21 protein-coding genes and 1 pseudogene are annotated in these 22,629 nt (G+C 56.0%); 11 read left to right on the forward strand and 11 right to left on the reverse strand.

Annotation, left to right across the window (positions count from 1 at the left end; all coding sequences use genetic code 11):
• The first annotated feature begins 46 nt into the window (after window positions 1–46).
• From rpsO to PAT9B_RS02635, 5 genes are all read left to right on the forward strand, one after another.
• A complete protein-coding gene (rpsO, locus tag PAT9B_RS02620; RefSeq protein ID WP_013507704.1) occupies window positions 47–316 on the forward strand; it encodes a 30S ribosomal protein S15 in 270 nt (89 codons plus the stop codon).
• Window positions 317–625: 309 nt separating this feature from the next.
• Window positions 626–2,764, forward strand: coding sequence for a polyribonucleotide nucleotidyltransferase (gene pnp, locus PAT9B_RS02625; RefSeq protein WP_013507705.1), 2,139 nt, complete (start codon window positions 626–628; stop codon window positions 2,762–2,764).
• A 132-nt stretch (window positions 2,765–2,896) separates the two neighbouring features.
• Window positions 2,897–3,781: a lipoprotein NlpI gene (gene nlpI, locus PAT9B_RS02630; RefSeq protein ID WP_013507706.1), complete on the forward strand. Its 885-nt coding sequence runs from the start codon at window positions 2,897–2,899 to the stop codon at window positions 3,779–3,781.
• Between the two features lie 105 nt (window positions 3,782–3,886).
• Window positions 3,887–3,943, forward strand: coding sequence for a protein YrbN (gene yrbN, locus PAT9B_RS31445; protein WP_100229640.1), 57 nt, complete (start codon window positions 3,887–3,889; stop codon window positions 3,941–3,943).
• A gap of 16 nt (window positions 3,944–3,959) precedes the next feature.
• Window positions 3,960–5,882 carry a DEAD/DEAH family ATP-dependent RNA helicase gene (locus PAT9B_RS02635; protein WP_013507707.1) on the forward strand — a complete coding sequence of 641 codons (1,923 nt, stop codon included), beginning with the start codon at window positions 3,960–3,962 and terminating at the stop codon, window positions 5,880–5,882.
• Between the two features lie 59 nt (window positions 5,883–5,941).
• On the opposite strand, the gene PAT9B_RS02640 is transcribed toward PAT9B_RS02635, so the two are convergent.
• Complete coding sequence (locus PAT9B_RS02640) at window positions 5,942–6,688, reverse strand: SDR family NAD(P)-dependent oxidoreductase (protein ID WP_013507708.1); 747 nt, start codon at window positions 6,686–6,688, stop codon at window positions 5,942–5,944.
• Between the two features lie 183 nt (window positions 6,689–6,871).
• On the opposite strand from PAT9B_RS02640, the gene PAT9B_RS02645 reads away from it, so the two are divergent.
• On the forward strand, window positions 6,872–7,786 hold the full coding sequence (locus tag PAT9B_RS02645; RefSeq protein ID WP_013507709.1) for an AraC family transcriptional regulator: 915 nt from the start codon (window positions 6,872–6,874) through the stop codon (window positions 7,784–7,786).
• Between the two features lie 3 nt (window positions 7,787–7,789).
• Here PAT9B_RS02645 and PAT9B_RS02650 read toward each other — a convergent pair whose 3' ends face one another.
• From PAT9B_RS02650 to PAT9B_RS02660, 3 genes are all read right to left on the reverse strand, one after another.
• Window positions 7,790–8,800 carry a luciferase-like monooxygenase gene (locus tag PAT9B_RS02650; protein ID WP_013507710.1) on the reverse strand — a complete coding sequence of 337 codons (1,011 nt, stop codon included), beginning with the start codon at window positions 8,798–8,800 and terminating at the stop codon, window positions 7,790–7,792.
• Window positions 8,801–8,917: 117 nt separating this feature from the next.
• Window positions 8,918–9,805: a U32 family peptidase gene (locus PAT9B_RS02655; RefSeq protein WP_013507711.1), complete on the reverse strand. Its 888-nt coding sequence runs from the start codon at window positions 9,803–9,805 to the stop codon at window positions 8,918–8,920.
• 9 nt (window positions 9,806–9,814) lie between these two features.
• Window positions 9,815–10,810: a peptidase U32 family protein gene (locus PAT9B_RS02660; protein WP_013507712.1), complete on the reverse strand. Its 996-nt coding sequence runs from the start codon at window positions 10,808–10,810 to the stop codon at window positions 9,815–9,817.
• A 202-nt stretch (window positions 10,811–11,012) separates the two neighbouring features.
• Here PAT9B_RS02660 and PAT9B_RS02665 point away from each other — a divergent pair, with 202 nt between their 5' ends.
• Window positions 11,013–11,540, forward strand: coding sequence for an SCP2 domain-containing protein (locus PAT9B_RS02665; RefSeq protein ID WP_013507713.1), 528 nt, complete (start codon window positions 11,013–11,015; stop codon window positions 11,538–11,540).
• Entirely contained in the window at window positions 11,534–12,040 is a 507-nt protein-coding gene (locus PAT9B_RS02670; RefSeq protein WP_013507714.1) for a GNAT family N-acetyltransferase, read from the forward strand. Before PAT9B_RS02665 ends, PAT9B_RS02670 begins: the two co-directional genes overlap by 7 nt.
• On the opposite strand, the gene PAT9B_RS02675 is transcribed toward PAT9B_RS02670, so the two are convergent.
• Window positions 12,024–12,311 (reverse strand): GIY-YIG nuclease family protein, encoded by a 288-nt coding sequence (locus tag PAT9B_RS02675; RefSeq protein WP_013507715.1) that lies wholly within the window; start codon window positions 12,309–12,311, stop codon window positions 12,024–12,026. The two genes, PAT9B_RS02670 and PAT9B_RS02675, sit on opposite strands and share 17 nt — an antisense overlap.
• A 100-nt stretch (window positions 12,312–12,411) precedes the next feature.
• Between PAT9B_RS02675 and PAT9B_RS02680 the strand changes: the two genes are divergently transcribed.
• Entirely contained in the window at window positions 12,412–12,840 is a 429-nt protein-coding gene (locus PAT9B_RS02680) for a YhbP family protein (protein ID WP_013507716.1), read from the forward strand.
• A gap of 156 nt (window positions 12,841–12,996) precedes the next feature.
• On the forward strand, window positions 12,997–14,034 hold the full coding sequence (locus PAT9B_RS02685; RefSeq protein ID WP_013507717.1) for a permease: 1,038 nt from the start codon (window positions 12,997–12,999) through the stop codon (window positions 14,032–14,034).
• Here PAT9B_RS02685 and nrdG read toward each other — a convergent pair.
• Both nrdG and nrdD read right to left on the reverse strand, forming a co-directional pair.
• Window positions 14,029–14,493 (reverse strand): annotated as a pseudogene (gene nrdG, locus PAT9B_RS02690) (anaerobic ribonucleoside-triphosphate reductase-activating protein); the annotation flags it as partial. The gene PAT9B_RS02685 and the pseudogene nrdG sit on opposite strands and share 6 nt — an antisense overlap.
• Window positions 14,490–16,628 (reverse strand): anaerobic ribonucleoside-triphosphate reductase, encoded by a 2,139-nt coding sequence (gene nrdD / locus PAT9B_RS02695; RefSeq protein WP_013507719.1) that lies wholly within the window; start codon window positions 16,626–16,628, stop codon window positions 14,490–14,492. The gene nrdD and the pseudogene nrdG, both read right to left, overlap by 4 nt.
• Window positions 16,629–16,897: 269 nt before the next feature.
• On the opposite strand from nrdD, the gene PAT9B_RS02700 reads away from it, so the two are divergent.
• Window positions 16,898–19,282 (forward strand): beta-N-acetylhexosaminidase, encoded by a 2,385-nt coding sequence (locus PAT9B_RS02700; protein ID WP_013507720.1) that lies wholly within the window; start codon window positions 16,898–16,900, stop codon window positions 19,280–19,282.
• A gap of 213 nt (window positions 19,283–19,495) precedes the next feature.
• Here PAT9B_RS02700 and ridA read toward each other — a convergent pair whose 3' ends face one another.
• The 4 genes from ridA to argF form a co-directional block, all read right to left on the reverse strand.
• Complete coding sequence (gene ridA / locus PAT9B_RS02705) at window positions 19,496–19,882, reverse strand: 2-iminobutanoate/2-iminopropanoate deaminase (RefSeq protein ID WP_013507721.1); 387 nt, start codon at window positions 19,880–19,882, stop codon at window positions 19,496–19,498.
• 80 nt (window positions 19,883–19,962) lie between these two features.
• Window positions 19,963–20,427, reverse strand: a complete 465-nt coding sequence (gene pyrI / locus PAT9B_RS02710) for an aspartate carbamoyltransferase regulatory subunit (protein WP_013507722.1) — start codon at window positions 20,425–20,427, stop codon at window positions 19,963–19,965.
• Window positions 20,428–20,440: 13 nt separating this feature from the next.
• Window positions 20,441–21,376, reverse strand: a complete 936-nt coding sequence (gene pyrB, locus PAT9B_RS02715) for an aspartate carbamoyltransferase (RefSeq protein ID WP_013507723.1) — start codon at window positions 21,374–21,376, stop codon at window positions 20,441–20,443.
• Window positions 21,377–21,620: 244 nt separating this feature from the next.
• A complete protein-coding gene (gene argF / locus PAT9B_RS02720) occupies window positions 21,621–22,628 on the reverse strand; it encodes an ornithine carbamoyltransferase (RefSeq protein ID WP_013507724.1) in 1,008 nt (335 codons plus the stop codon).
• Window position 22,629: the final 1 nt, after the last annotated feature.

Genomic DNA, 22,629 nt, shown 5'->3' on the forward strand with positions numbered 1-22,629 from the left:
AATTAGAGATCGGCACCCATACATTCATTAATAACTGGAGTTTATTATGTCTCTAAGCGTAGAAGCTAAAGCAGAGATCGTTGCCAAATACGGTCGTGGTGCTAACGACAGCGGTTCAACTGAAGTTCAGGTTGCTCTGCTGACTGCTCAGATTAACCACCTGCAGGGTCACTTCTCTGAGCACAAAAAAGACCACCACAGCCGTCGCGGTCTGCTGCGCATGGTATCCCAGCGTCGTAAGCTGCTGGACTACCTGAAGCGTAAAGACGTTGCACGCTACACCAGCCTGATCGAAAACCTGGGTCTGCGTCGCTAAGTCTGAAGAATCTGATCAAGGGTGTAGCGCAGACAGTATGCAAAAAAACGCATCTGATGATCAGATTTGTGCGAGTTTCGCGAAAAGGGGGCCTTTATGGCCCCTTTTTTCGAGCAATCGGCAGCAATCCGGTCCAAACTCATGTATTGTTGCTGAGAGTGATCTTCGCTTGCAGAGGTTCGCGCGGCTAATGAGAGGCTTTACCGCAGGGGCGGTTAAAGGTTGTCATTAGTCGCGAGGATGCAGCTGAAGGTCGGTAATCCCCGGCGGGCCTGAGATGGGCCTGCCCCGACGTTAAGGACTTTAATTTTGCTGAACCCGATCGTACGCAAATTCCAATATGGTCAGCATACCGTCACGCTGGAAACTGGCATGATGGCACGCCAGGCCACTGCTGCTGTGATGGTAAGCATGGACGACACCGCGGTTTTCGTAACCGTTGTTGGCCAGAAAAAAGCTAAACCCGGTCAGGACTTTTTCCCGCTGACCGTTAACTATCAGGAGCGTACCTACGCTGCTGGCCGTATCCCGGGTAGCTTCTTCCGTCGTGAAGGCCGTCCGAGCGAAGGCGAAACCCTGATCGCGCGTCTGATTGACCGCCCGGTTCGTCCGCTGTTCCCGGAAGGCTTCGTTAACGAAGTTCAGGTCATTGCGACCGTAGTTTCTGTTAACCCGCAGGTTAACCCGGATATCGTTGCGATGATCGGTGCGTCTGCCGCGCTGTCTCTGTCTGGTATCCCGTTCAATGGCCCAATTGGTGCGGCGCGCGTTGGTTACATCAATGATCAATACGTACTGAACCCAACTGCCGACGAAATCAAACAATCTCGTCTGGATCTGGTGGTTGCCGGTACGCAGAACGCCGTACTGATGGTGGAATCTGAAGCGGATATCCTGACTGAAGATCAGATGCTGGGTGCGGTGGTATTTGGCCACGACCAACAGCAAGTGGTTATCGAAAACATCAACGCACTGGTTGCTGAAGCCGGTAAACCGCGTTGGGACTGGCAGCCAGAGCCGGCTAACGATCCACTGATTGCACGCGTTGCCGCACTGGCTGAAGCACGCATCAGCGATGCTTACCGCATCACCGACAAGCAGGAGCGTTACGCTCAGGTTGGCGTTATCAAAGACGAAACCATTGCTGCGTTGCTGGCTGAAGACGAAACGCTGGATGACGCTGAAATCGGCGACATCGTACACAGCCTGGAAAAGAACGTGGTTCGTACCCGTATTCTGAACGGCGAACCGCGTATCGATGGCCGTGAAAAAGACATGATTCGTGGTCTGGACGTGCGCACGGGTGTGCTGCCGCGTACCCACGGTTCTTCGCTGTTCACCCGTGGTGAAACTCAGGCGCTGGTTACCGCGACTCTGGGTACTGCCCGTGATGCGCAGAGCCTGGACGAGCTGATGGGTGAGCGCACCGACAGCTTCCTGTTCCACTACAACTTCCCTCCGTACTCGGTGGGTGAGACCGGTATGGTCGGTTCGCCGAAGCGTCGTGAAATTGGTCACGGTCGTCTGGCGAAACGCGGCGTGCTGGCGGTGATGCCGAAGCAGGAAGATTTCCCGTACACCGTGCGTGTGGTATCTGAAATCACTGAATCAAACGGTTCTTCTTCTATGGCTTCCGTGTGCGGTGCTTCTCTGGCGCTGATGGATGCGGGTGTGCCGATCAAAGCGGCCGTTGCCGGTATCGCGATGGGTCTGGTAAAAGAAGACGAAAAATTTGTCGTTCTGTCTGACATCCTGGGTGACGAAGATCACCTCGGCGACATGGACTTCAAAGTGGCCGGTAGCCGTGATGGTGTGACCGCGCTGCAGATGGATATTAAAATCGAAGGGATCACCCGCGAGATCATGCAGGTTGCTCTGAATCAGGCTAAGGGTGCACGTCTGCACATTCTGAGCGTGATGGAGCAGGCCATCAGCACGCCGCGTCAGGAGATCTCTGAATTCGCACCGCGCATTTACACCATCAAGATCAATTCTGACAAGATCAAAGATGTGATCGGTAAAGGCGGTTCGGTCATCCGTGCGCTGACGGAAGAAACCGGTACTACCATTGAAATCGAAGATGATGGCACCGTGAAAATCGCCGCGACCGATGGTCTGAAAGCGAAAGAAGCCATTCGCCGTATCGAAGAGATCACCGCAGAGATCGAAGTGGGCCGCGTTTACACCGGTAAAGTGACCCGCATCGTTGATTTCGGTGCCTTTGTTGCGATTGGCGGCGGCAAAGAAGGTCTGGTGCATATCTCTCAAATCGCTGACAAGCGCGTTGAGAAAGTGACCGACTATCTGCAGATGGGCCAGGAAGTTCCGGTTAAAGTACTGGAAGTGGACCGTCAGGGCCGTGTACGTCTGAGCATCAAAGAAGCGACAGAGCAGAAACCGCAGGCGATCGATACCACCGCTGCGACCGATGCACCTGACGCCGAGTAAGCGTTGCCTGATTAGCCTCTCCCTGCCATTTGGCGGGGAGAGGTGTTTGTATCATCGCGAGGGCGGGAATCCTTGTGCACAGCAGGCGGATGACAGGATGGTTATCCCAATGTTTGTATTCGGGAGTGGGAAATGAAGCCTTTTTTGCGCTGGTGTTTTGTTGCGACAGCTTTGACGCTGGCAGGATGCAGCAACTCCAATTGGCGTAAGAACGAAGTTCTGGCAGTACCTTTGCAGCCCACACTGCAGCAGGAAGTGATTTTGGCGCGAATGGAACAAATTCTTGCCAGTCGTGCCCTGACCGATGATGAACGCGCACAGCTATTATATGAGCGTGGAGTGTTGTATGATAGCTTAGGTCTGAGAGCATTAGCGCGGAACGATTTTTCGCAAGCGCTGTCTATCAGACCGGATATGCCTGAGGTGTTCAACTATCTCGGCATATATTTAACGCAGGCAGGCAATTTTGATGCTGCCTATGAAGCGTTTGATTCTGTACTTGAGCTTGATCCAACTTACAACTATGCGCATTTAAACCGTGGTATCGCCCTCTATTACGGCGGTCGATACAAGTTAGCGCAAGATGATCTGCTGGCGTTTTATCAAGACGATCCTAATGATCCATTCCGTAGCTTGTGGCTCTACCTCGTTGAACGCGAGATGGATGTCGACAAAGCAAAAGTTTCGCTGAAACAGCGTTACGACAAAGCGGTTCGGGATCAATGGGGATGGAATATTGTCGAGTTCTACCTGGGCGACATCAGTGAAAAAACATTGATGGAACGTCTCAAGGCGGACGCAACGGATAACACCTCGCTCGCTGAACATCTCAGTGAAACCAACTTCTATTTAGGTAAGCACTACCTAAGTCTGGGGGAGAAGGACGACGCGAAAGCGTTGTTCAAACTGGCGGTCGCCAACAACGTTAACAACTTTGTTGAACACCGATACGCATTGTTGGAACTGGCGCAACTCGGCCAGGCACAAGACGATTTATCAGAATCTGACCAGCAATAGCTGACGAACTTTTATTGCCTGAATTACCCGTTAAGTCATCATCTTCCGGGATGAGGGCTTTTCTGTTCGTCGAAACTTCTAATTTGAGCCGGTTCACACTTTTCGATGAAAATGACTGAAAATTTTCATGACGAGTTATGTAGACTGGCCGCCGCAATCTAAGAGGCACGTGTACTACATGACTGATATTCAAACCACTTTTGCTGATCTGGGCCTGAACGAATCCATCCTGTCTGCTCTTAACGACATGGGATACGTCAAGCCGTCACCGATCCAGGCTGAGTGCATTCCGCACCTGCTGGCTGGCCGTGACGTGCTGGGTATGGCACAGACCGGTAGTGGCAAAACTGCAGCATTCTCTTTGCCGCTGTTGAATAACATTGATCCAAATTTGAAAGCACCGCAGATTCTGGTGCTGGCACCGACCCGTGAGCTGGCGGTGCAGGTTGCTGAAGCAGCGACCGAATTCTCTAAACATATGCGTGGCGTAAACGTCCTGGCCCTGTACGGCGGTCAGCGTTACGACGTACAGCTGCGCGCACTGCGTCAGGGTCCACAGATTGTGGTGGGCACCCCGGGTCGTCTGCTCGACCACCTGAAACGCGGTACGCTTGATCTGTCTAACCTGCGTGGTCTGGTGCTGGACGAAGCCGACGAAATGCTGCGCATGGGCTTCATTGAAGACGTCGAAACCATTATGGCGCAGATCCCGGAAGGTCATCAGACCGCTCTGTTCTCTGCCACCATGCCAGAAGCGATTCGTCGTATTACCAAGCGTTTCATGAAAGATCCGCAGGAAGTGCGCATTCAGTCCAGCGTAACCACTCGCCCGGACATCTCTCAGTCTTACTGGACCGCTTATGGTCGTAAAACTGACGCACTGGTTCGTTTCCTGGAAGCGGAAGACTTTGATGCGGCCATCATCTTCGTGCGTACCAAAAACGCAACGCTGGAAGTGGCTGAAGCGCTGGAGCGCAGCGGTTACAACAGCGCAGCGCTGAACGGTGACATGAACCAGGCACTGCGTGAGCAGACGCTGGAGCGTCTGAAAGATGGTCGTCTGGACATCCTGATCGCAACCGACGTTGCGGCCCGTGGTCTGGACGTTGAGCGTATCAGCCTGGTTGTTAACTACGACATCCCGATGGACGCAGAATCTTACGTTCACCGTATCGGTCGTACCGGTCGTGCTGGCCGTGCTGGTCGTGCGCTGCTGTTCGTTGAGAACCGTGAGCGTCGTCTGCTGCGTAACATCGAACGCACCATGAAGCTGACCATTCCTGAAGTTGAACTGCCGAATGCGGAGTTGCTGGGTGAGCGTCGTCTGGCTAAATTCGCGGCCAAAGTGCAGCAGCAGCTGGAAAGCAGCGATCTGGATATGTACCGTGCACTGCTGAGCAAAATGCAGCCGGAAGAAGATCTGGATATGGAAACCCTGGCTGCCGCACTGCTGAAAATGGCACAGGGCGAACGTCCGCTGATTCTGCCGCCGGATGCACCGCGTCCGCAGCGTCGTGAGTTCCGCGATCGTGACGATCGTCGTGACAGCCGTGACAGCCGCGATTCACGTGGTCCGCGTGACAGCCGTGATGGCGACCGTCCGCGTCGTGAGCGTCGTGATGTCGGCGAAATGCAGCTGTACCGCATTGAAGTGGGCCGTGATGATGGTGTTGAAGTTCGTCATATCGTGGGCGCTATCGCTAACGAAGGTGATATCAGCAGCCGTTACATCGGTAACATCAAGCTGTTCGCTTCTCACTCCACTATCGAGCTGCCGAAAGGCATGCCGGGCGAAGTTCTGCAACACTTCACCCGCACGCGTATTCTGAACAAACCGATGAATATGCAGCTGCTGGGCGATGCACAGCCGTTTGAGCGCGGTGAGCGCAACGAACGTCGTGGCGGTGGTCGTGATTTCGGTGGTGAGCGTCGTGGCAACCGTGAAGGTGGCGCACCGCGTGAAGGTCGTGAAGGCGGCCGTCGCTTCTCTTCTGAACGTCGTGAAGGTGGCCGTGAAGGCGGACGTTTCAGCCGTGAAGGTAGCCGTGGTCCGCGTCGCGAAGAAGCAGGTGCATCAGCACCGCGTCGTCGTGACATCTAAGCGATAAACGCTGAATAATAAAATGGGATGCCTTGGCATCCCATTTTTTTTCTTCTTTCCTACACGCCACCAGCAATCAGCACCCGCTCGCCGCTGACATAGGCTGACTCCTCCGATGCGAGGAACAGTGCGACCTGCGCCACATCCTCCGGCAAGCCAAAACGTCCCAGCGGGGTTGCCGCGATCAGCTGTGCTTTCAATTCCGGATGCATTTTCTTCGCCGCCAACAAACCTTCGGTCAGGATAATGCCTGGCGCCAGGGCATTGACGCGGATATTACGCGGCCCGAGTTCACGCGCCAGCCCCTGCGTCAGGGTATCGATGGCACCTTTGGTCGCGGCCCATAGCACCGAGCCCGGTGTGCTGCGTTGACTGTTCAGTGCACTCAGATTGATGATGCAACCGCCGCGTGACGGGAAATGATGTGCCGCCTGCTGGCAAACCAGCAGCGTGCCGAGCAGGTTTACATTTAGCTGCTGCTGCATCTCGACGACGCTTAACGCGGTAAAATCACCATGATGAAAAATGCCCGCGTTGTTGACCACAATATCCGGTGCGCCGAATTGCTCAATACAGGTTGCAAAGAGCCGGGTGACATCGTTTTCACGTGAAATATCGGCCTGTACGGCGATGGCATCGCTACCCAGGGCGCGGATATCCGTCACCACGTCAGCTGCGCCGACTTCATCCTGACGATAATTCACCACCACCCGGGCACCGGCCGCCGCGAAAGTCATGGCGATAGCGGCACCAATTCCTTTCGAAGCGCCCGTCACCAGCGCAATTTTGCCTTCAAGTGCTTTCATTGTGTCTCTCCACCTGAGGTTTCGGGGAAGCATAAGAATGCGCTGTCCATACAATCTGGTGGTAGCGCAATCCTGCAAGCTTTTTGCACGATCCTGCAAATCTCCACCCCGGGGAGCAGGCGTGGCCGCCACGCCAGGTTAGAATGAGGATTCAACGATTTCTCATCGCGGAGCGCTCAACGCATGATTCATCAGGAACAGTGGCAACAACTGGTTGCCATGATAGCCCGCCACGCCCCGGCTGATGGCCGCCACCACAGCGCTATCGATTTTCTCTCCTTTGGCCGCAGTTCGCGGCCAACCAGTCTGGCGCATGCTGCTACCTGGGCCAGCTTCGCACTGGTGGCACAGGGGCAGAAGGCACTGCGTATGGGCGATGATGTGATGCATTATGGCGCGGGTGATTTGCTGTTGGTGACGCTGGATATGGCCGTGCAATCCTGCGTGGTGATGGCGACGCAAGAGAAGCCGAATCTGGGCGTTGGTATCACCATCAATGAAACACGTTTGATGCGCTATCTGGAGCATTTCCCCTTGCATCAGGTTGGCACGACGGCAATGAATGAGCGCGGTATCACGGTGCATAAAGTGGCCCCGCCGTTAGTGGATGCCGTGATTCGTCTGATTGAGCTGCTGGATCAGCCCCAGGATATCGCGGCGCTGGCCCCGTTGATTGAACAGGAAATTTTTTACCGCTTGCTAACCGGGCCAGAGGGGCCGCGCATTCTGAATATGGCGCTGGCCGAAAGGCCGGGCAACAAAGTGGCGCGCGCGGCGCGCTGGCTGCGGGAAAACTTTCACCAGCCGCTGAAGATGGATCAATTAGCCAGCAACGTGGGCATGAGCATTTCGTCGCTGCATCATCATTTCAAAGCCGTTACCGCCATGACGCCGATGCAATATCAAAAGCAGTTACGGCTGAATGAGGCGCGACGTTTGATGTTGATGGAAAAACTGGATGCCGGAACGGCAGGTTATCGCGTGGGATATCAAAGCGCTTCACAGTTCAGCCGTGAATACAGCCGCTTTTACGGGCAGTCGCCGGGGCGGGATATTCGTCAGATGGCGGTGGGTGCAGAAGCGTACCCACCGCAATAACGATTACAGCGAGCGTGCGGCTTCCATCGCGATCGCGAAGGATCGCAAACGTGCCTGCGGATCAAAAATCTGGCCATTCACCATGATTTCATCCGCCTGAGTTTCACGCAGCAACGCCGTAAGGCCATGGCGCACTTTATCGCTATCGCCGACGATCGACATGCTCAGCGCCTGCTGCACGCCATACTGCTCGGACGGCGACCACAGATTATCCATATTCTCCACCGGCGCAGGGAGTGGGCCAGGCTTGCCACGACGCAGATTAATAAACTGCTGCTGCATCGAGGTGAACAGGAAGCGCGCATTACGTTCACTGTCGGCCGCAACGACGTTGACGCATACCATCGCGTAAGGTTTTTCCAGGCGTGCTGACGGCTGGAATTTCTCGCGGTACAGCTGCAATGCCTGGAACAGCAGGTCCGGGGCAAAGTGTGAAGCGAAGGCAAATGGCAAGCCAAGCTGTGCGGCTAACTGGGCGCTGTAAAGGCTGGAACCGAGCAGCCATACCGGGATTTTTGAGCACAGGCCAGGTACCGGTTGCACCGGTGGGCATTCACCGACTTCGGCGTCAAACCAGTTGATCAGTTCAACGACATCATCAGGGAAGCTATCGGCCTGCGCACTCGACAGATGGCGACGCAGCGCCAGCATGGTGCGCTGATCGGAACCCGGCGCACGACCCAGACCCAGATCAATACGACCCGGATAGAGCGATTCCAGGGTGCCAAACTGTTCGGCAATCACCAGTGGTGAATGGTTCGGCAACATAATGCCGCCGGAGCCGAGACGCAGGGTTTCAGTGTTGGCCGCCAGATAACCAATCAACACGGAGGTGGCCGCACTGGCAATGCCGGTCATGTTGTGGTGCTCTGCTAACCAGTAGCGATGAAAGCCAAGGGCTTCAGCCTGACGGGCCAAAGCCAGCGAATTCTGGAACGCATCGCGTGGCGTTGAACCCTGTGGAATTGGAGCCAGATCCAGCACGGACAGGCGAACAGGTTTTTTATCAGACATGGGCACTCCAAATAAGTATGGCGCAGGTGTTCATCAAACCTGCGCCATCCAGTATTACGCATCAGTACCCATATTAAAACTGCTAATAACCGCCGGAATATAGCCGGAACGTGCCTTTCAGCGGCTTGTAGTATCCAACGCCATACCGGCGAGGCGTCGCCAGTAGCCGTTGCTGTTACTGCCGCGTGCCACCATCAGGGGCGCTTCACCGGCTTCGTTGGCGCGGAAGCGATCCACATCCTCCAGCGTGCCTTCATCCTGCGGTGATAGACGCACAATGTCGACCCAGTTATGCATACCGGGCAGGTCATTGCCGAGGTTGTAGCAGTAGCCGCTCATGGTCTGAATACCGTTGAGCACGAACACTTGCTGGCCTTCCTGCGACAGCACGCGTCGGCCATTGGGATAGTCAATACAGCAGGTCTGGCAATCATCTTTGGCGCGATTTTCCGAACGGGCAGTGAAGCAGCGAGCCGATAACGCCAGCGGCAGGTGGCCGTAACCCAGCACTTCTACCTCAAACCGGTCACGCACACCCGCCGCATCGCACTGCTGCAACAGCTGGATCAGCCAGTCGCGCGACATCTCGACCGGCATGCACCAGCGGGTCATCCCTTCCTGCAACAGCAACTGAAGCGTTTGCGCGTTATAGACGTTGAGCGTCGGGCCAGCGACAAACGGTAGCTGGCGTTCAGCCGCCATATTCACCGTGCCGATATCATTGGCTTCAATCAGGAACTCGCCGTTTTCCACATAACGTCGTAACTCCTTCAACTCCGAGGGTGATTGCAGCAGCGCCAGAGTGCTGATGACCACCTGCTTGCCGTGTTGCGCCAACGCCCGGCCCATCTCCATCCATTGCGCGAAAGGGGGGGCGCGACGTTTGCTGCATACCGCTTCCCCCAGATAAACGATTTCCGCGCTGGATTGCGCAGCACGTTGATAAAAGTTTTCCAGCTTGTCACTGGGCCAGTACCACAACACCGGTCCGATTGCGTATTTCATGCTGACTCCTTACTGCCAGTCGCGATGGTAAGCGCCAAGCGTGGTCTGGCTGCCTTCAGAAAGTTCACCCAACGCCTGCATCCACGGGGCCTGCACGGCAAACTGTTCTGGCGCGGCGATGCAACGATCAATCGCCTGACGCCACACTTTGGCGACCTGGGCCACGTAGGCCGGACTGCGCTGGCGACCTTCGATCTTCACGGATGCCACACCGGTCCGCAGCAAATCCGGCAGCAGCGACAACGTATTCAGGCTGGTGGGTTCTTCCAGCACGTGATAACGCTGGTCGTCGACTTCATAGCGGCCTTTACACAGGGTGGGGTAGCCAGCGCTCTCATCAGGGCCGTAACGGTCAATCAGTACTTCATTAAGGCGAGACTCCATGCCATTGGGTGTCTGCTGCCAGCGCACGAATTTAGCGGGTGAGCAGGCTCCGGCACTGTTGGGGGATTCCCCGGTCAGCCATGAGGAGAGATAGCAGCGTCCCTCGGCCATGATGCACAGGCTGCCAAACGCGAACACTTCCAGCGGGACCGGTGTGTCACGTGCCAGTTGTTTCACCTGATGTAGCGACAGCACGCGCGGCAGGACCACACGGTGCAACTGAAAATGGCGGTGATAAAAACGGATCGCTTCCAGATTGGTAGCCGAAGCCTGTACCGACAGATGGCGTTCAACCTGCGGATAATGCTTTGCCGCATATTCCAGCGTGGCGATATCGGCGAGAATCAGCGCATCCGCGCCATTTTGGGCGGCGATATCAATCGCCTGCTGCCAGCGGTTCATGCCATCGGGATGGGCAAAGGTGTTGATCGCCACATGCAGTTTGCGCCGATGCTGGTGCAAATAGCGCGCCGCTTCGGCCAGTTTTTTGTCGGTAAAATTAAGGCCAGCAAAGTGGCGGGCATTGGTATCGTCTTTCAGGCCGACATAAACGGCATCGGCGCCATGCTCCACCGCCGATTTCAGCGCGGGCAGATTCCCCGCCGGGCACAGCAGTTCCATACATTTTCCTCCCCCAGGTTCTGAACGGCGTTGAGTGTAGGTAAGCACTCGTCGCCGAATGTTGATTTAAGGCAGTGAAACGGCCAATGGTGATGCAGAGTGAAGATTTTTTGCACAACCAGACAGCGAATTCCTTGATCTCAGTGGATGCGAAGCCAAACGGATATGGCAGAATAGGTAAAATTTTCTAAAGGGAGTGCAGATGGTGTTTACTCGCTTACGCGGCCTGATTGTTGAAAAAGGCCCAAAATTCTTAGCCTTACCGGTTTCACTGACCCCTTTCGCGCTGAAAAAAGCCGTTTTGCAACAACTCCTAAACTGGCAATTTCGCCATGCTTTGGCTGAAGGTGAGTTAGACTTTCTGGAAGGGCGCTCCCTGGGGATCGAAATCAGTGACATCAATTTGCGCTGGATGACGACCTTGCAGGACGGGCGTCTGACCGTTTCGCACGATACAGAGGCTGATGTCTGGTTTCGTGGCGAAGCTAACGATCTGTTGCTGGTGGCAGCACGCAAAGCGGACCCCGATATGTTGTTCTTTCAACGCCGCCTGGTGATTGAAGGCGACACGGAGCTGGGACTGGAGGTGAAAAACCTGATGGATGCCATTGAACTGGATGCCATGCCCACGCCGTTGCGGACAGGGTTGCAGCAGCTGGCTGCCTTTGTTGAGGCAGGACTGAAACAGGACGCGAAGGCCGGTGAGTCGCGCGCGGGGATCTCATGTTGATTCGTACTGAAATTGGGGTTGATGCAGCCAGCATCGACAGCCTGTTAAAGCGCTGTTTTGCCAGCGCCGCCGAAGCGGAGCTGGTACAACAGTTACGTGAAGATGGTTTGCTGACCCTTGGCGTGGTGGCGACTGATGATGAAGGCCAGGTATTGGGTTATGCCGCGTTCAGCCCGGTAACGTTACAGGGTGAGGATCGTGGTTGGGTGGCGCTGGCACCGCTGGCGGTGGATGAGACCGTCCGTAAACAGGGCATCGGCAAGCAACTGGTGTACGAGGGGCTGGATGCGCTGAACGAATTTGGTTACAGCGCGGTGGTGGTGCTGGGCGACCCGGCTTACTACAATGCCTTCGGTTTTGAACCGGCAGCGCGCCATGGTTTGCATTGCCGCTGGACCGGTTCGGAGGCGGCGTTTCAGGTGTACAAGCTGGCCGACGATGCGTTTGTCGGGGCCGAAGGGCAGATTGATTTTGCGGAACCGTTCAATCGCTTTGCGTAAACCAGTTGGTCAGGTTGAGCGGTTGTTGTGCCACCAGTTGCAACTTTTGCGCCCGGCTCAATTGTTTGACCTGATACTCAAGGCGTGATGCGGCGGCTCGATCCCCGGCATCACAGTGAAATACCAGCGTCAGCGGGCCTTTCCCGCGTAGTGACCGTGCTCCGCGTCCTTGCTGATGCTGTTGTAAACGCCGGTTAACATCCGTTGTGATGCCGGTGTAAAGCATGCCTGCGGCGGTTTGCAGCATATAAAGCTGCCAGCCCTGCTCCATATGACTAACCTCGGAAAAATTGCTGGCAGGCAGTGTAGCGCGCATCTGGCGTTGCCGCTATCGGTCAGCACAGGCCCCTGGCCTGCAAGGGAGCTCGATTGTGTCCGACCATTCCCATCTGATTCGCTACCTGAAGAAACAGCATGCGCTGTCGCTGTGCGCGACAAGCGGTGACGATCTTTGGTGCGCCAACTGTTTTTATGTTTTTGATGAATCCCGCATGGTGTTCTGGCTGATGACGGAGCCAGATACCCGCCATGGTCAACTGATGTTGGCGAATCCGCGCGTGGCTGGCACCGTTAACGGCCAGCCGAAAACCGTGTTGTTGATCAAGGGCGTGCAGTACCGTGGCCATATTCAGCGCCTGCATGATGAAGCCGAGCAGCAGGCGCGTCATGCCTACCAGAAACGCTTCCCGATTGCGCGCGCCGTGACGGCACCGCTATGGGAAATTGTGCTGGAAGAGGTGAAGATGACGGATAACGCGCTGGGGTTTGGTAAGAAAATTGTCTGGCAGCGTGCGGATTAAACATTCTGCTACCCTCTATCCGTAGCGGCGCGATTTATCGCGCGGTTTTTTCTGGCAACGCGCACAGAATTGCGCGATAAATCGCGCCGCTACGAGGTTAATCCGTCGTGCCTGCGGTACGGCATTCGTTATTCAGTCTGAATACGGAATCCTGTCATGACTCAACTCACTTCAACTGCGACGGCAACGCGTTTTGCCTGGTGGAAACCACTGCTGTTTCTGCTGGTGGTGATTATTGGCCTGTGGTACGTCAAATGGCAGCCTTATTACGGCAAAGCCTTTACCGCGGCAGAGACTCACTCTATCGGCAAATCAATTCTCGCTAACGCGGATGCCTCTCCCTGGCGCGCCGCGCTGGATTACGCGATGGTTTATTTCCTGGCGGTGTGGAAAGCGGCGGTACTCGGCGTGCTGTTGGGATCGCTGGTGCAGGTGTTGATCCCTCGCAGTTGGCTGCTGCGTCTGATGGGCAAAAACCGCTTTGGTTCAGCGCTGATCGGTACCGGATTGGGATTGCCTGGCATGATGTGCAGCTGCTGTGCGGCCCCGGTGGCTGCCGGGCTGCGTCAGTCGCAGGTCTCCAGCGGTGCGGCGATGGCATTCTGGCTGGCTAATCCGGTGCTTAATCCGGCCACCCTGATTTTTATGGGGTTTGTGTTGGGCTGGCAGTTTGCGGCGATCCGTCTGGTGGCGGGGATCATCATGGTGTTGGGCATTGCCTGGCTGGTGCAACGCAGTGTGCCGCAAAAAGTCGGTGCCCTTGAGGCCCGGGCGTCAGCTCCTCCGGAAGAACCCTTCCTCCAGCGTTGGCTGCGGGTGCTGTGGCGGCTGTTCTGGAACACCATCCCGTTGTATGTGGTGGCGGTATTGCTGCTTGGCGCAGCGCGCGTCTGGCTGTTCCCGCACGCCGATGGCGCAGTGGGCAATACCGTGTTTTGGGTGGTGGTGATGGCGGTGGCGGGATGCCTGTTTGTCATCCCGACTGCCGCAGAGATACCGATTGTTCAGACCATGATGTTGGCGGGGATGGGCATCGCGCCTGCGCTGGCCTTGCTGCTGACGTTGCCTGCGGTCAGCGTCCCCTCGTTACTGATGCTGCACCGGGCATTCCCGGCGCGCGCGCTGTGGATAGCCCTGCTGGGTGTCGCTGGCAGCGGGGTACTGCTCGGTGTGATCGCCCTGTGGCTGGCGTAAGTACCAGATGTTCTGATTGCGGCTGCCGCGCCACAGCAGCCGCGCATCTTTTTCCGCTTCGATAAAACGCCCATCAATTAACACGTCGATTTCGGCAATGACCTCCCGCTGCGCAGCGCTCAGCTCGGCTAACTGGTAGCCGGTCCACAGCCAGATATCCTTATCCGGGCATTCACGGCGCACCCGTTTCACCAGACGGCGTATATGTGGCACGTTATGGGGATGTAGCGGATCGCCGCCGCTGAGCGACAATCCCTGACGCGGAATACGCCGATCCTGGAGATCGGCGATCAGCTGTTCTTCCATCTCCAGCGTGAAAGGCACTCCGGAATCCAGCCGCCAGGTGCTTTGGTTGTAGCAGCCCCGACACTGATGTTCGCAACCGGCGACAAACAACGTGCAGCGCGTACCAGGTCCGTTAACGATATCGACGTCATAATAACGATGGATATGCATCATCCCAGTTGCCCCGTATCCAGATGTTTCACCCGGCGTTGCACCTCTTCCTGCTTACCGGCGTTAAACGGGCGCGCATCCGGGCTACCGAGATAACCACATACGCGTCGCGTTACCGATACGCGCGCCGGATCGTGATTGCCGCAGCAGGGGCAGGTAAAGCCTTTGCTGGTGCAACTGAACTCGCCACTAAAGCCGCATTCGTAGCATTCATCAATCGGCGTGTTGGTACCGTAGTAGGGCACGCGGTCATAGCTGTAATCCCAGACATCTTCCAACGCCTTGAGGTTGTGCTGGATATTGGGGTACTCGCCGTAACAGATAAAACCGCCGTTGGCGATCGGGGGGTAAGGGGCTTCAAAGTCGATTTTGTCATACGGATTGACCTTCTTCTCGACGTCGAGATGGAAGCTGTTGGTGTAATAGCCTTTGTCGGTGACACCGGGCACCACGCCAAACTCGGCGGCATCAAGGCGGCAAAAACGGTCACACAGATTTTCGCTCGGCGTGCTGTAAAGGCTAAAGCCATAGCCGGTTTCCGCTTTCCAGGCATCAACGGCCTCGCGCAGATGGGTGATGATTGCCACCCCTTTGGCGCGCAGATAATCGGCATCATACGGATGCACTTCGTTACCGCTCAATGCATTGAGGGTTTCATGCAGACCGATATAGCCGAGGGAAATGGAGGCGCGGCCATTGCGGAAAATTGGCCCGATATCGTCATCGGCTTTCAGGCGCACGCCGCAGGCACCTTCCATATACAGAATGGGCGCGACGCGTGCTTTGGTTTTTTCCAGCCGCGCGATGCGGGTCATCAGCGCGCGTTTTGCCAGCGCCAGGCGCTCATCCAGCAGCGTCCAGAAGCGCGCTTCCTCTCCCTCGGCTTCCAGGGCAATGCGTGGCAGGTTGAGGCTGATCACGCCGAGGTTGTTGCGTCCTTCGTGGATTTGTTTGCCATTCTCTTCATAGACGCCCAGGAAGCTGCGACAGCCCATCGGCGTCTTAAACGACCCCGTGACTTTCACCACCTGGTCATAATTGAGGATGTCGGGGTACATGCGCTTGCTGGCACACTCCAGCGCCAGTTGCTTGATGTCATAGTTGAGATCGCCAGCGCGGCGATTGATGCCTTCGCGGATGGCAAACACCAGTTTCGGGAACACTGCGGTTTTGTGATTTTTGCCCAGCCCGGCAATCCGGTTGCGCAGAATTGATTGCTGAATCAGTCGCGCTGCCCAGTCAGTGCCGAGGCCAAAACCAAAGGTGACAAACGGCGTTTGCCCATTGGCGGTATGCAGTGTATTGACTTCATATTCCAGCGACTGAAAAGCGTCGTAGCACTCTTTTTCGGTACGTGCGCGAGCATAAGCCTCAGCATCGGCGATCTGCCATTCAAGTGCTACCGCACGATGTTTTTCCAGGCTCAGGGTGACAAACGGGGCCAGCACTTCATCGATGCGATTAATGGTGGTGCCACCGTAAATATGGCTGGCGACCTGGGCAATGATCTGCGCCGTGACGGCGGTAGCGGTAGCGATCGACCTGGGTGGCTCGATCTCGGCGTTACCCATTTTGAAGCCATTGGTGAGCATGCCGCGCAAATCAATCAGCATGCAGTTGAACATCGGGAAGAAGGGCGAATAATCGAGATCGTGGTAGTGGATCTCACCGCGCTCGTGCGCCAGCACCACCTCGCGCGGCAGGATCTGTTGTTGCGCGTAATGTTTGGCGACGATCCCTGCCAGTAAATCACGCTGGGTGGGGATCACTTTGCTGTCTTTGTTGGCGTTCTCATTCAGCAGGGCGGCGTTGGTTTGTTCAACCAGGCCACGAATAGCGTGATGCAGTTTCCCGCGCTGTTCGCGCGCCAGATCGCGATCGTGACGGTATTCAATATAGGCGCGCGCCAGTTGCGGCCATGGACCGCTCATCAGCGTCTCTTCTACCGCACATTGAATATCGCGGATATCCACCTCGTGGCGTGCAACCAGCTGCTGTTCAACCTCTGCCGCAACCTGGGCGCACCAGGTGATATCGTTCACCTGCACCGCACGGGCCGCAGCCTGTACGGCACTGGCGATGCGCTGTGCATCAAACGGCACTTTGCAGCCATCACGCTTAATCACTACCGTTGCCATTTACCCTCCATGAAACTACATGTTGTGATTTTTACGAAGTGTAATCGCCATATATGGTGTTTGCGTTGGGTTTAATTGCAGGATTTTTGATATGGCGCAAAGAAGCGATAAGGAAGTTTGAAAGGCGCGCAATCGGCAACGCTGACTAAACTGAAAAAGTTTTAACCCAGCCATAGTTCCGAACTTCGCAACTTGATTTGCGACGCGAAACAGGTTTAATGAGCCTTTTGCTCGATTTGGTCCGTCAATATTTCACAAGGATGCCCTCCATGCCTCTGCAACGAACGCTGCTTGCCGGTTGTTTATCCCTGAGTTTTTCTGCTGGCGCGACCCCGGCGGGGGATCTGCCGTTGATGCCCTGGCCGCAACAGGTTGAGCTGCCCCACAGCGGAGGGGCTTACCCACTGACGCCGCAACTGACGCTACAGATATCGGGTGACCACCTGGAGGGGGCAGAGACGCGCTGGTTGCGGCGCATCGCGCGACAAACCGGCTGGCCGCTGTTGTCAGCGGGGGCGTCGGATGAAAAGGCGACGATCCGGGTGCAAATCAAGCAGGCGGTTAATCCCCTACCGCAGCCGGACAGCGACGAAAGCTACCATCTGGAGGTGAACAGCGATGGGGTGTTGCTCCAGGCGCAGACACGCTTCGGTGCCATGCGCGGCATGGAGACCCTGCTGCAATTGATTGAGAACAGTGAAAGCGGCACGGTGATCCCCTATGTCAGCATTCATGACCAGCCCCGCTTCGCCTGGCGTGGCTTGCTGATCGACTCCGCACGCCATTTTATGCCGGTGGAAACCCTCAAACGCCAGATTGATGGTATCGCAGCGGCCCGTATGAACGTCTTTCACTGGCATCTGACGGATGACCAGGGCTGGCGTTTTGCCTCCAGCCATTACCCGCAGTTGCAGGACAAAGCCAGCGATGGCCGCTACTACACGCAGCAGCAGATGCGTGAGGTCGTGCAATATGCCACGCAGCGCGGTATCCGCGTCATCCCAGAAATCGATCTGCCTGGCCATGCCTCGGCGATCGCCGTGGCGATGCCGGAGCTGATCAGCGCTCCGGGGCCTTACCAGATGGAGCGAGGCTGGGGGGTATTTAAGCCGTTGCTCGATCCCAGCAATGAACAGGTCTTTACCTTTATCGATACGCTGGTGGGGGAAGTGGCAGCGATCTTCCCGGATCCCTATCTGCATATTGGCGGTGATGAGGTCGATCCTTCACAATGGAATGACTCACCGAAAATTCAACAGTTTATGCGCGATCATGGCCTAAAGGATGCCCATGCGTTGCAGGCTTGGTTTAATCAGCGGGTGGAAAAGATTCTTGAAGCGCATCAGCGCCGCATGGTGGGCTGGGACGAAATTTATCATCCCGATCTACCGCGCAGCATTCTTATCCAGTCGTGGCAGGGGCAGGATGCGCTGGGCGAGGTGGTGAAAAACGACTATCGCGGCATTCTCTCCACCGGTTTCTATCTCGACCAGCCACAGCCTGCGGCTTACCACTATCGAAATGAGCCTTTCCCGCAGGGGCTGAACGGACAGGATCAGGTGCAGGCAGATGAGCAGGCGCAGAGCTGGGAATTTACCCTGCCACGGCTAAAAGGCAGCGCGGTGAAGGGCAGTTTCACCCTGATTGAGGGGAAAGAGGGCTGGCGCGGTTTTATCGACTTTAACGGTAAAGCGCGCCGTCTGGTGAACCAGGTTAACTGGTTATCTTCCGGGCAGGTGACGTTCCGGGTCGATACCTGGATGGGTGAAGTGCAGCCCGTAGTGACGCTGACGGACAACAAACTGACCGGATATATGTTGGTGGGCAATGTGCGTTATCCCACCAGCGGCAGCCGTCTGGCACAAACACCGGCTGGCGTAGCGCCTTCGTTGCCCAGTCCGCAGCAGCTGAGCAACAACCTGCAAGGGGGTGAAGCGGCGCTGTGGGCGGAAAACGTCAACAGCCTGATTATCGATACCAAACTGTGGCCACGTGCCTTTGTGGTGGCAGAGCGCTTGTGGTCTGCTGCCGACGTGAATGACAGCGACAATATGTATCAGCGGCTCAACGCTATCGATCGCTGGAGTACCGTCTCGGTTGGGCTGCAACAGCATCAGCAGGCGGAGGTACAGATGATGCGTCTGGCGAACAGTACCGACATCACCCCGCTGCGTGTGCTGAGCGAGGTGCTGGAACCGGCGCAGTATTACACGCGTCAGCATCTGAAATTCCAGGCGGGTCACTACAATTATTTCGAACCGCTTAACCGTCTGGCCGACGTCCTGCCCGCTGAGAGTGAAGCGGTGCGTTTGCTGGATAAGCAGGTGGATGCGTTGATCGCCAATCGTGGCAACCGCCAGGCGGCCAATGCGATTCGTCAGCAATTACAACGTTGGCTGAGTAATAGCGATCGGGTGATGCCGCTGACGCTGCACAACTATCAGCTGCATGCGCTACAACCGCAGGTGCAGCAGGTGGCGGAGCTGAGCCGTATGGGACTGGAGTTGGTGGCGACACTGGAACGGAATCAGGCGTATGGTGCCGGTGACGTCGCGCAGATGCAGGCGAAACTGGATGCTGCCGCCCAGGTGCAGGATGAGACGGTGCTGGCGTTAGTACGCCCGCTGGAGAAACTGCTGCGATCGTTTAAGTAGGTGTTCGCTGTACCCTCACCCCAGCCCTCTCCCGCAAGACGGGAGAGGGAGAGGGAGAGGTGCAATATGCTCGATCTGTGTACTCTCACGCGAGGCGGGAGATTCACTCGATCTGTCCCCTCTCCGGCGAAGCGGGAGATTCACTCGATCTGTCCCCTCTCCCGCTTGCGGGAGAGGGTTAGGGTGAGGGTGAGGGCTAAAGCAGGCAAAGAATCAACGACGAACCGCAATCGCCTCGATCTCAATTTTCACATCTTTCGGCAGGCGTGCCACTTCAACACAAGAGCGGGCCGGGAAGCTGGCATGGTGCTCGGTGAAGAATGCTTCATAGGTGGCGTTCACGGTTGCGAAATCATTCAGGTCTTTGACAAACACCGTGGTTTTCACAATGTCGCCCACTTTCAGGCCCGCAGCTTCAACAATCGCCTTCACGTTTTCCAGTGACTGACGCGCCTGGGCAGACACATCGTCAGCTACTGCGCCGGTCTGCGGATCAACCGGGATCTGACCGGAGGTAATGATCATGCTGCCGAGATCAACGCCCTGTACGTAGGGACCAATCGCTGCCGGTGCTTTTTCGGTACTGATTTCGCGAGACATTGTTTCTCCTTAAGAAAGTGTGCCGCCAGCGCTCGCCAGCGTCATGAAATATCGCCCCATTATAGGGGCGATGCCGACGATTACCAGTGGCCGAGCACCACGTGGTGCGCAAACTCTTTCTCGCAATATTTGCACTTCAGATGCACTTCATTATCGCGTTTTTTTACCGCAAAACTGGAGAACACCGGCTCGCTGCGGCTGATGCAGTTGCCGTTCGGGCAGGTCAGTACGCGTTCGATGCGATCCGGCAACGTCGGAGCGATCTTCGCCACCACTTCGTATTCGTCGATGCGGTTGACCGTGGCATGGGGGGCATACACCGCCAATTGGTTGATCTGATCATCGGTGAGAAAGGTGTTCTCGATCTTGATCAGATCTTTACGTCCCATTTCGCCAGACGGCAGATTCAGGCCAATGGTGATGCGCTGATCGGTTTCAGTCAGGCGAAACAGCGACAGTAATTTAAAGCCTACCTGGGCCGGGATATGGTCAATCACCGTGCCGCGTTTAATGGCTTCAACCTGCAATTTGTTATCGTGTGTCATGCTGTTTTCCTCCTTACAGAGCCAGATCGCGATTCAGGACCAGTGCCAGCAAGGCCTGGCGGGCGAAGATGCCATTACCGGCCTGCTGGAAATACCAGGCATGCGGTGTGCTGTCGACATCGGTAGTGATCTCATCAATACGCGGCAGCGGGTGCAGCACCTTCATATTGTCGCGCGCACCGACCAGGTCGCTGGCACGCAGAATAAACTGTGCTTTGACGTTGGCGTATTCTGACGGGTCGAGACGCTCTTTCTGTACACGCGTCATGTACAGGATATCCAGCTCAGGCATCACCTCTTCGATGCTGTCATGGCGCGACCAGTGGATGTTTTTCTCATCCAGCATATCGGTGATGTATGACGGCATCGCCAGGGCATCAGGGGCGATGAAAAAGAAGCGATTGCCGTCGAATTTCGCCAGCGCCTGGGTCAGGGAGTGCACGGTACGGCCATATTTCAGGTCGCCGACCATCGCCACGTTCAGGTTATCCAGACGGCTCTGGGTTTCGCGAATGGTGAACAGATCCAGCAGGGTCTGCGTCGGGTGCTGGTTGGCACCGTCTCCGGCGTTGAGAATCGGCACGCCGCCAGAAAATTCGGTGGCGAGGCGCGCGGCACCCTCCTGCGGATGGCGCATCACAATCGCATCGACATAGGTGCCAATCACCGAAATGGTATCGGCGAGGGTTTCACCTTTCTTGCCAAGCGAGGTGTTGCTCCCGTCGGCAAAACCTACCACTGAGGCACCGAGACGATGCATGGCGGTTTCAAACGACAGACGGGTACGCGTTGAGGCTTCAAAGAAGCAGCTGGCGATGACGTTGTGTTTCAGCAACTCCGGCTGCGGATGCGCCTTGAGCTGCGCAGCGGTATGCAGTACCAGCTCAAGCTCGTCGCGGCTGAGATCGTTAATTGAAATAATGTGCTTACGATATAGCGGGTTGGCCATAGCTCTCTCCTCTGCGCTGCCGGATGACGGACAAAAAAAAGCCCCTGCTTAAGGGGCTTGATTTGCGATCGATTGATGACGGAAAGAAACAGGTGCGCCGCCAGCTTTCTGGCGTAATTGAGCGTCAAATTGTGCGCTGCGCTGTTGCATGCTTCCTCCCGGCAAATTGTGGCGCATTATACGCATTCACTGATTTGCATCAAGCAGAAATCGCACGCGAGGTAATCGTTTGCTGTGGCCTGAATTACGGTTGGCCGAGCGTAGCCACCATGACCGCTTTAATGGTGTGCATGCGGTTTTCTGCCTGGTCAAACACAATGCTGTGTGTCGATTCAAACACTTCATTACTGACTTCCATGCCGTCGCTCAGACCATACTGCTCGGCCATCTGACGTCCCAGCGTGGTTTGATCATCATGAAACGCAGGCAGGCAGTGCAGGAACTTCACCTGCGGATTGCCGGTCAGCGCCAGCATCGCGCTGTTCACCTGGTAAGGACGCAGCAGCGCGATACGATCGGACCACACGGATTTGTCTTCTCCCATCGAGACCCACACGTCAGTGTAGATGAAATCCGCACCCTGTACGCCAGCAGCAATATCTTCGGTCAACGTAATTTTGCCGCCGGTTTTCTGTGCTGCGATCTGGCATTGCTCCACCAGTTGTTCTTCTGGCCAGCAGCCTTTCGGGGCCACCAGACGCAGATCCAGCCCGACCATCGCCGCCGCTTCCAGCATGCTGTTACCCATGTTATTGCGGGCATCGCCAACATACACCAGCGTCATTTCGTTCAGGGATTTTTGCGGCAGATGTTCCTGCATGGTCAGCAGGTCGGCCAGCAACTGGGTGGGATGGAATTCGGTGGTCAGACCGTTCCACACCGGCACACCGGCATGCTCCGCCAGGGTTTCCACCAGCGCCTGACCATAGCCGCGATATTGAATACCGTCATACATGCGTCCCAGCACGCGTGCGGTGTCCTTCATCGATTCTTTATGGCCGATCTGGCTGCCACTTGGGCCGAGGTAAGTGACGTTAGCACCTTGATCATAAGCGGCAACTTCGAAAGAGCAACGGGTACGGGTCGAGTCTTTTTCGAAGATGAGCGCGATGTTTTTACCTTTCAGGTACTGCGTTTCGCTGGCGTTTTTCTTTGCGTGTTTTAATTCACCGGCCAATCTTAACAGGTAATCAATTTCTGCTGGGGTGAAGTCCAGCAATCTCAGGAAATGGCGTTGGTTCAGCTGACTCATA

The organism is Pantoea sp. At-9b (genome assembly GCF_000175935.2).
GTDB lineage: Bacteria > Pseudomonadota > Gammaproteobacteria > Enterobacterales > Enterobacteriaceae > Pantoea.

Bases quoted from the DNA above. Each gene is read 5' to 3' on its own strand.
- rpsO (WP_013507704.1), top strand. From the start codon at position 47: ATGTCTCTAAGCGTAGAAGCTAAAGCAGAGATCGTTGCCAAATACGGT.
- nlpI (WP_013507706.1), top strand. From the start codon at position 2,897: ATGAAGCCTTTTTTGCGCTGGTGTTTTGTTGCGACAGCTTTGACGCTG.
- PAT9B_RS02635 (WP_013507707.1), top strand. From the start codon at position 3,960: ATGACTGATATTCAAACCACTTTTGCTGATCTGGGCCTGAACGAATCC.
- PAT9B_RS02640 (WP_013507708.1), bottom strand. From the start codon at position 6,688: ATGAAAGCACTTGAAGGCAAAATTGCGCTGGTGACGGGCGCTTCGAAA.
- PAT9B_RS02645 (WP_013507709.1), top strand. From the start codon at position 6,872: ATGATTCATCAGGAACAGTGGCAACAACTGGTTGCCATGATAGCCCGC.
- PAT9B_RS02650 (WP_013507710.1), bottom strand. From the start codon at position 8,800: ATGTCTGATAAAAAACCTGTTCGCCTGTCCGTGCTGGATCTGGCTCCA.
- PAT9B_RS02655 (WP_013507711.1), bottom strand. From the start codon at position 9,805: ATGAAATACGCAATCGGACCGGTGTTGTGGTACTGGCCCAGTGACAAG.
- PAT9B_RS02660 (WP_013507712.1), bottom strand. From the start codon at position 10,810: ATGGAACTGCTGTGCCCGGCGGGGAATCTGCCCGCGCTGAAATCGGCG.
- PAT9B_RS02665 (WP_013507713.1), top strand. From the start codon at position 11,013: ATGGTGTTTACTCGCTTACGCGGCCTGATTGTTGAAAAAGGCCCAAAA.
- PAT9B_RS02670 (WP_013507714.1), top strand. From the start codon at position 11,534: ATGTTGATTCGTACTGAAATTGGGGTTGATGCAGCCAGCATCGACAGC.
- PAT9B_RS02675 (WP_013507715.1), bottom strand. From the start codon at position 12,311: ATGGAGCAGGGCTGGCAGCTTTATATGCTGCAAACCGCCGCAGGCATG.
- PAT9B_RS02685 (WP_013507717.1), top strand. From the start codon at position 12,997: ATGACTCAACTCACTTCAACTGCGACGGCAACGCGTTTTGCCTGGTGG.
- nrdD (WP_013507719.1), bottom strand. From the start codon at position 16,628: ATGGCAACGGTAGTGATTAAGCGTGATGGCTGCAAAGTGCCGTTTGAT.
- PAT9B_RS02700 (WP_013507720.1), top strand. From the start codon at position 16,898: ATGCCTCTGCAACGAACGCTGCTTGCCGGTTGTTTATCCCTGAGTTTT.
- ridA (WP_013507721.1), bottom strand. From the start codon at position 19,882: ATGTCTCGCGAAATCAGTACCGAAAAAGCACCGGCAGCGATTGGTCCC.
- pyrI (WP_013507722.1), bottom strand. From the start codon at position 20,427: ATGACACACGATAACAAATTGCAGGTTGAAGCCATTAAACGCGGCACG.
- pyrB (WP_013507723.1), bottom strand. From the start codon at position 21,376: ATGGCCAACCCGCTATATCGTAAGCACATTATTTCAATTAACGATCTC.
- argF (WP_013507724.1), bottom strand. From the start codon at position 22,628: ATGAGTCAGCTGAACCAACGCCATTTCCTGAGATTGCTGGACTTCACC.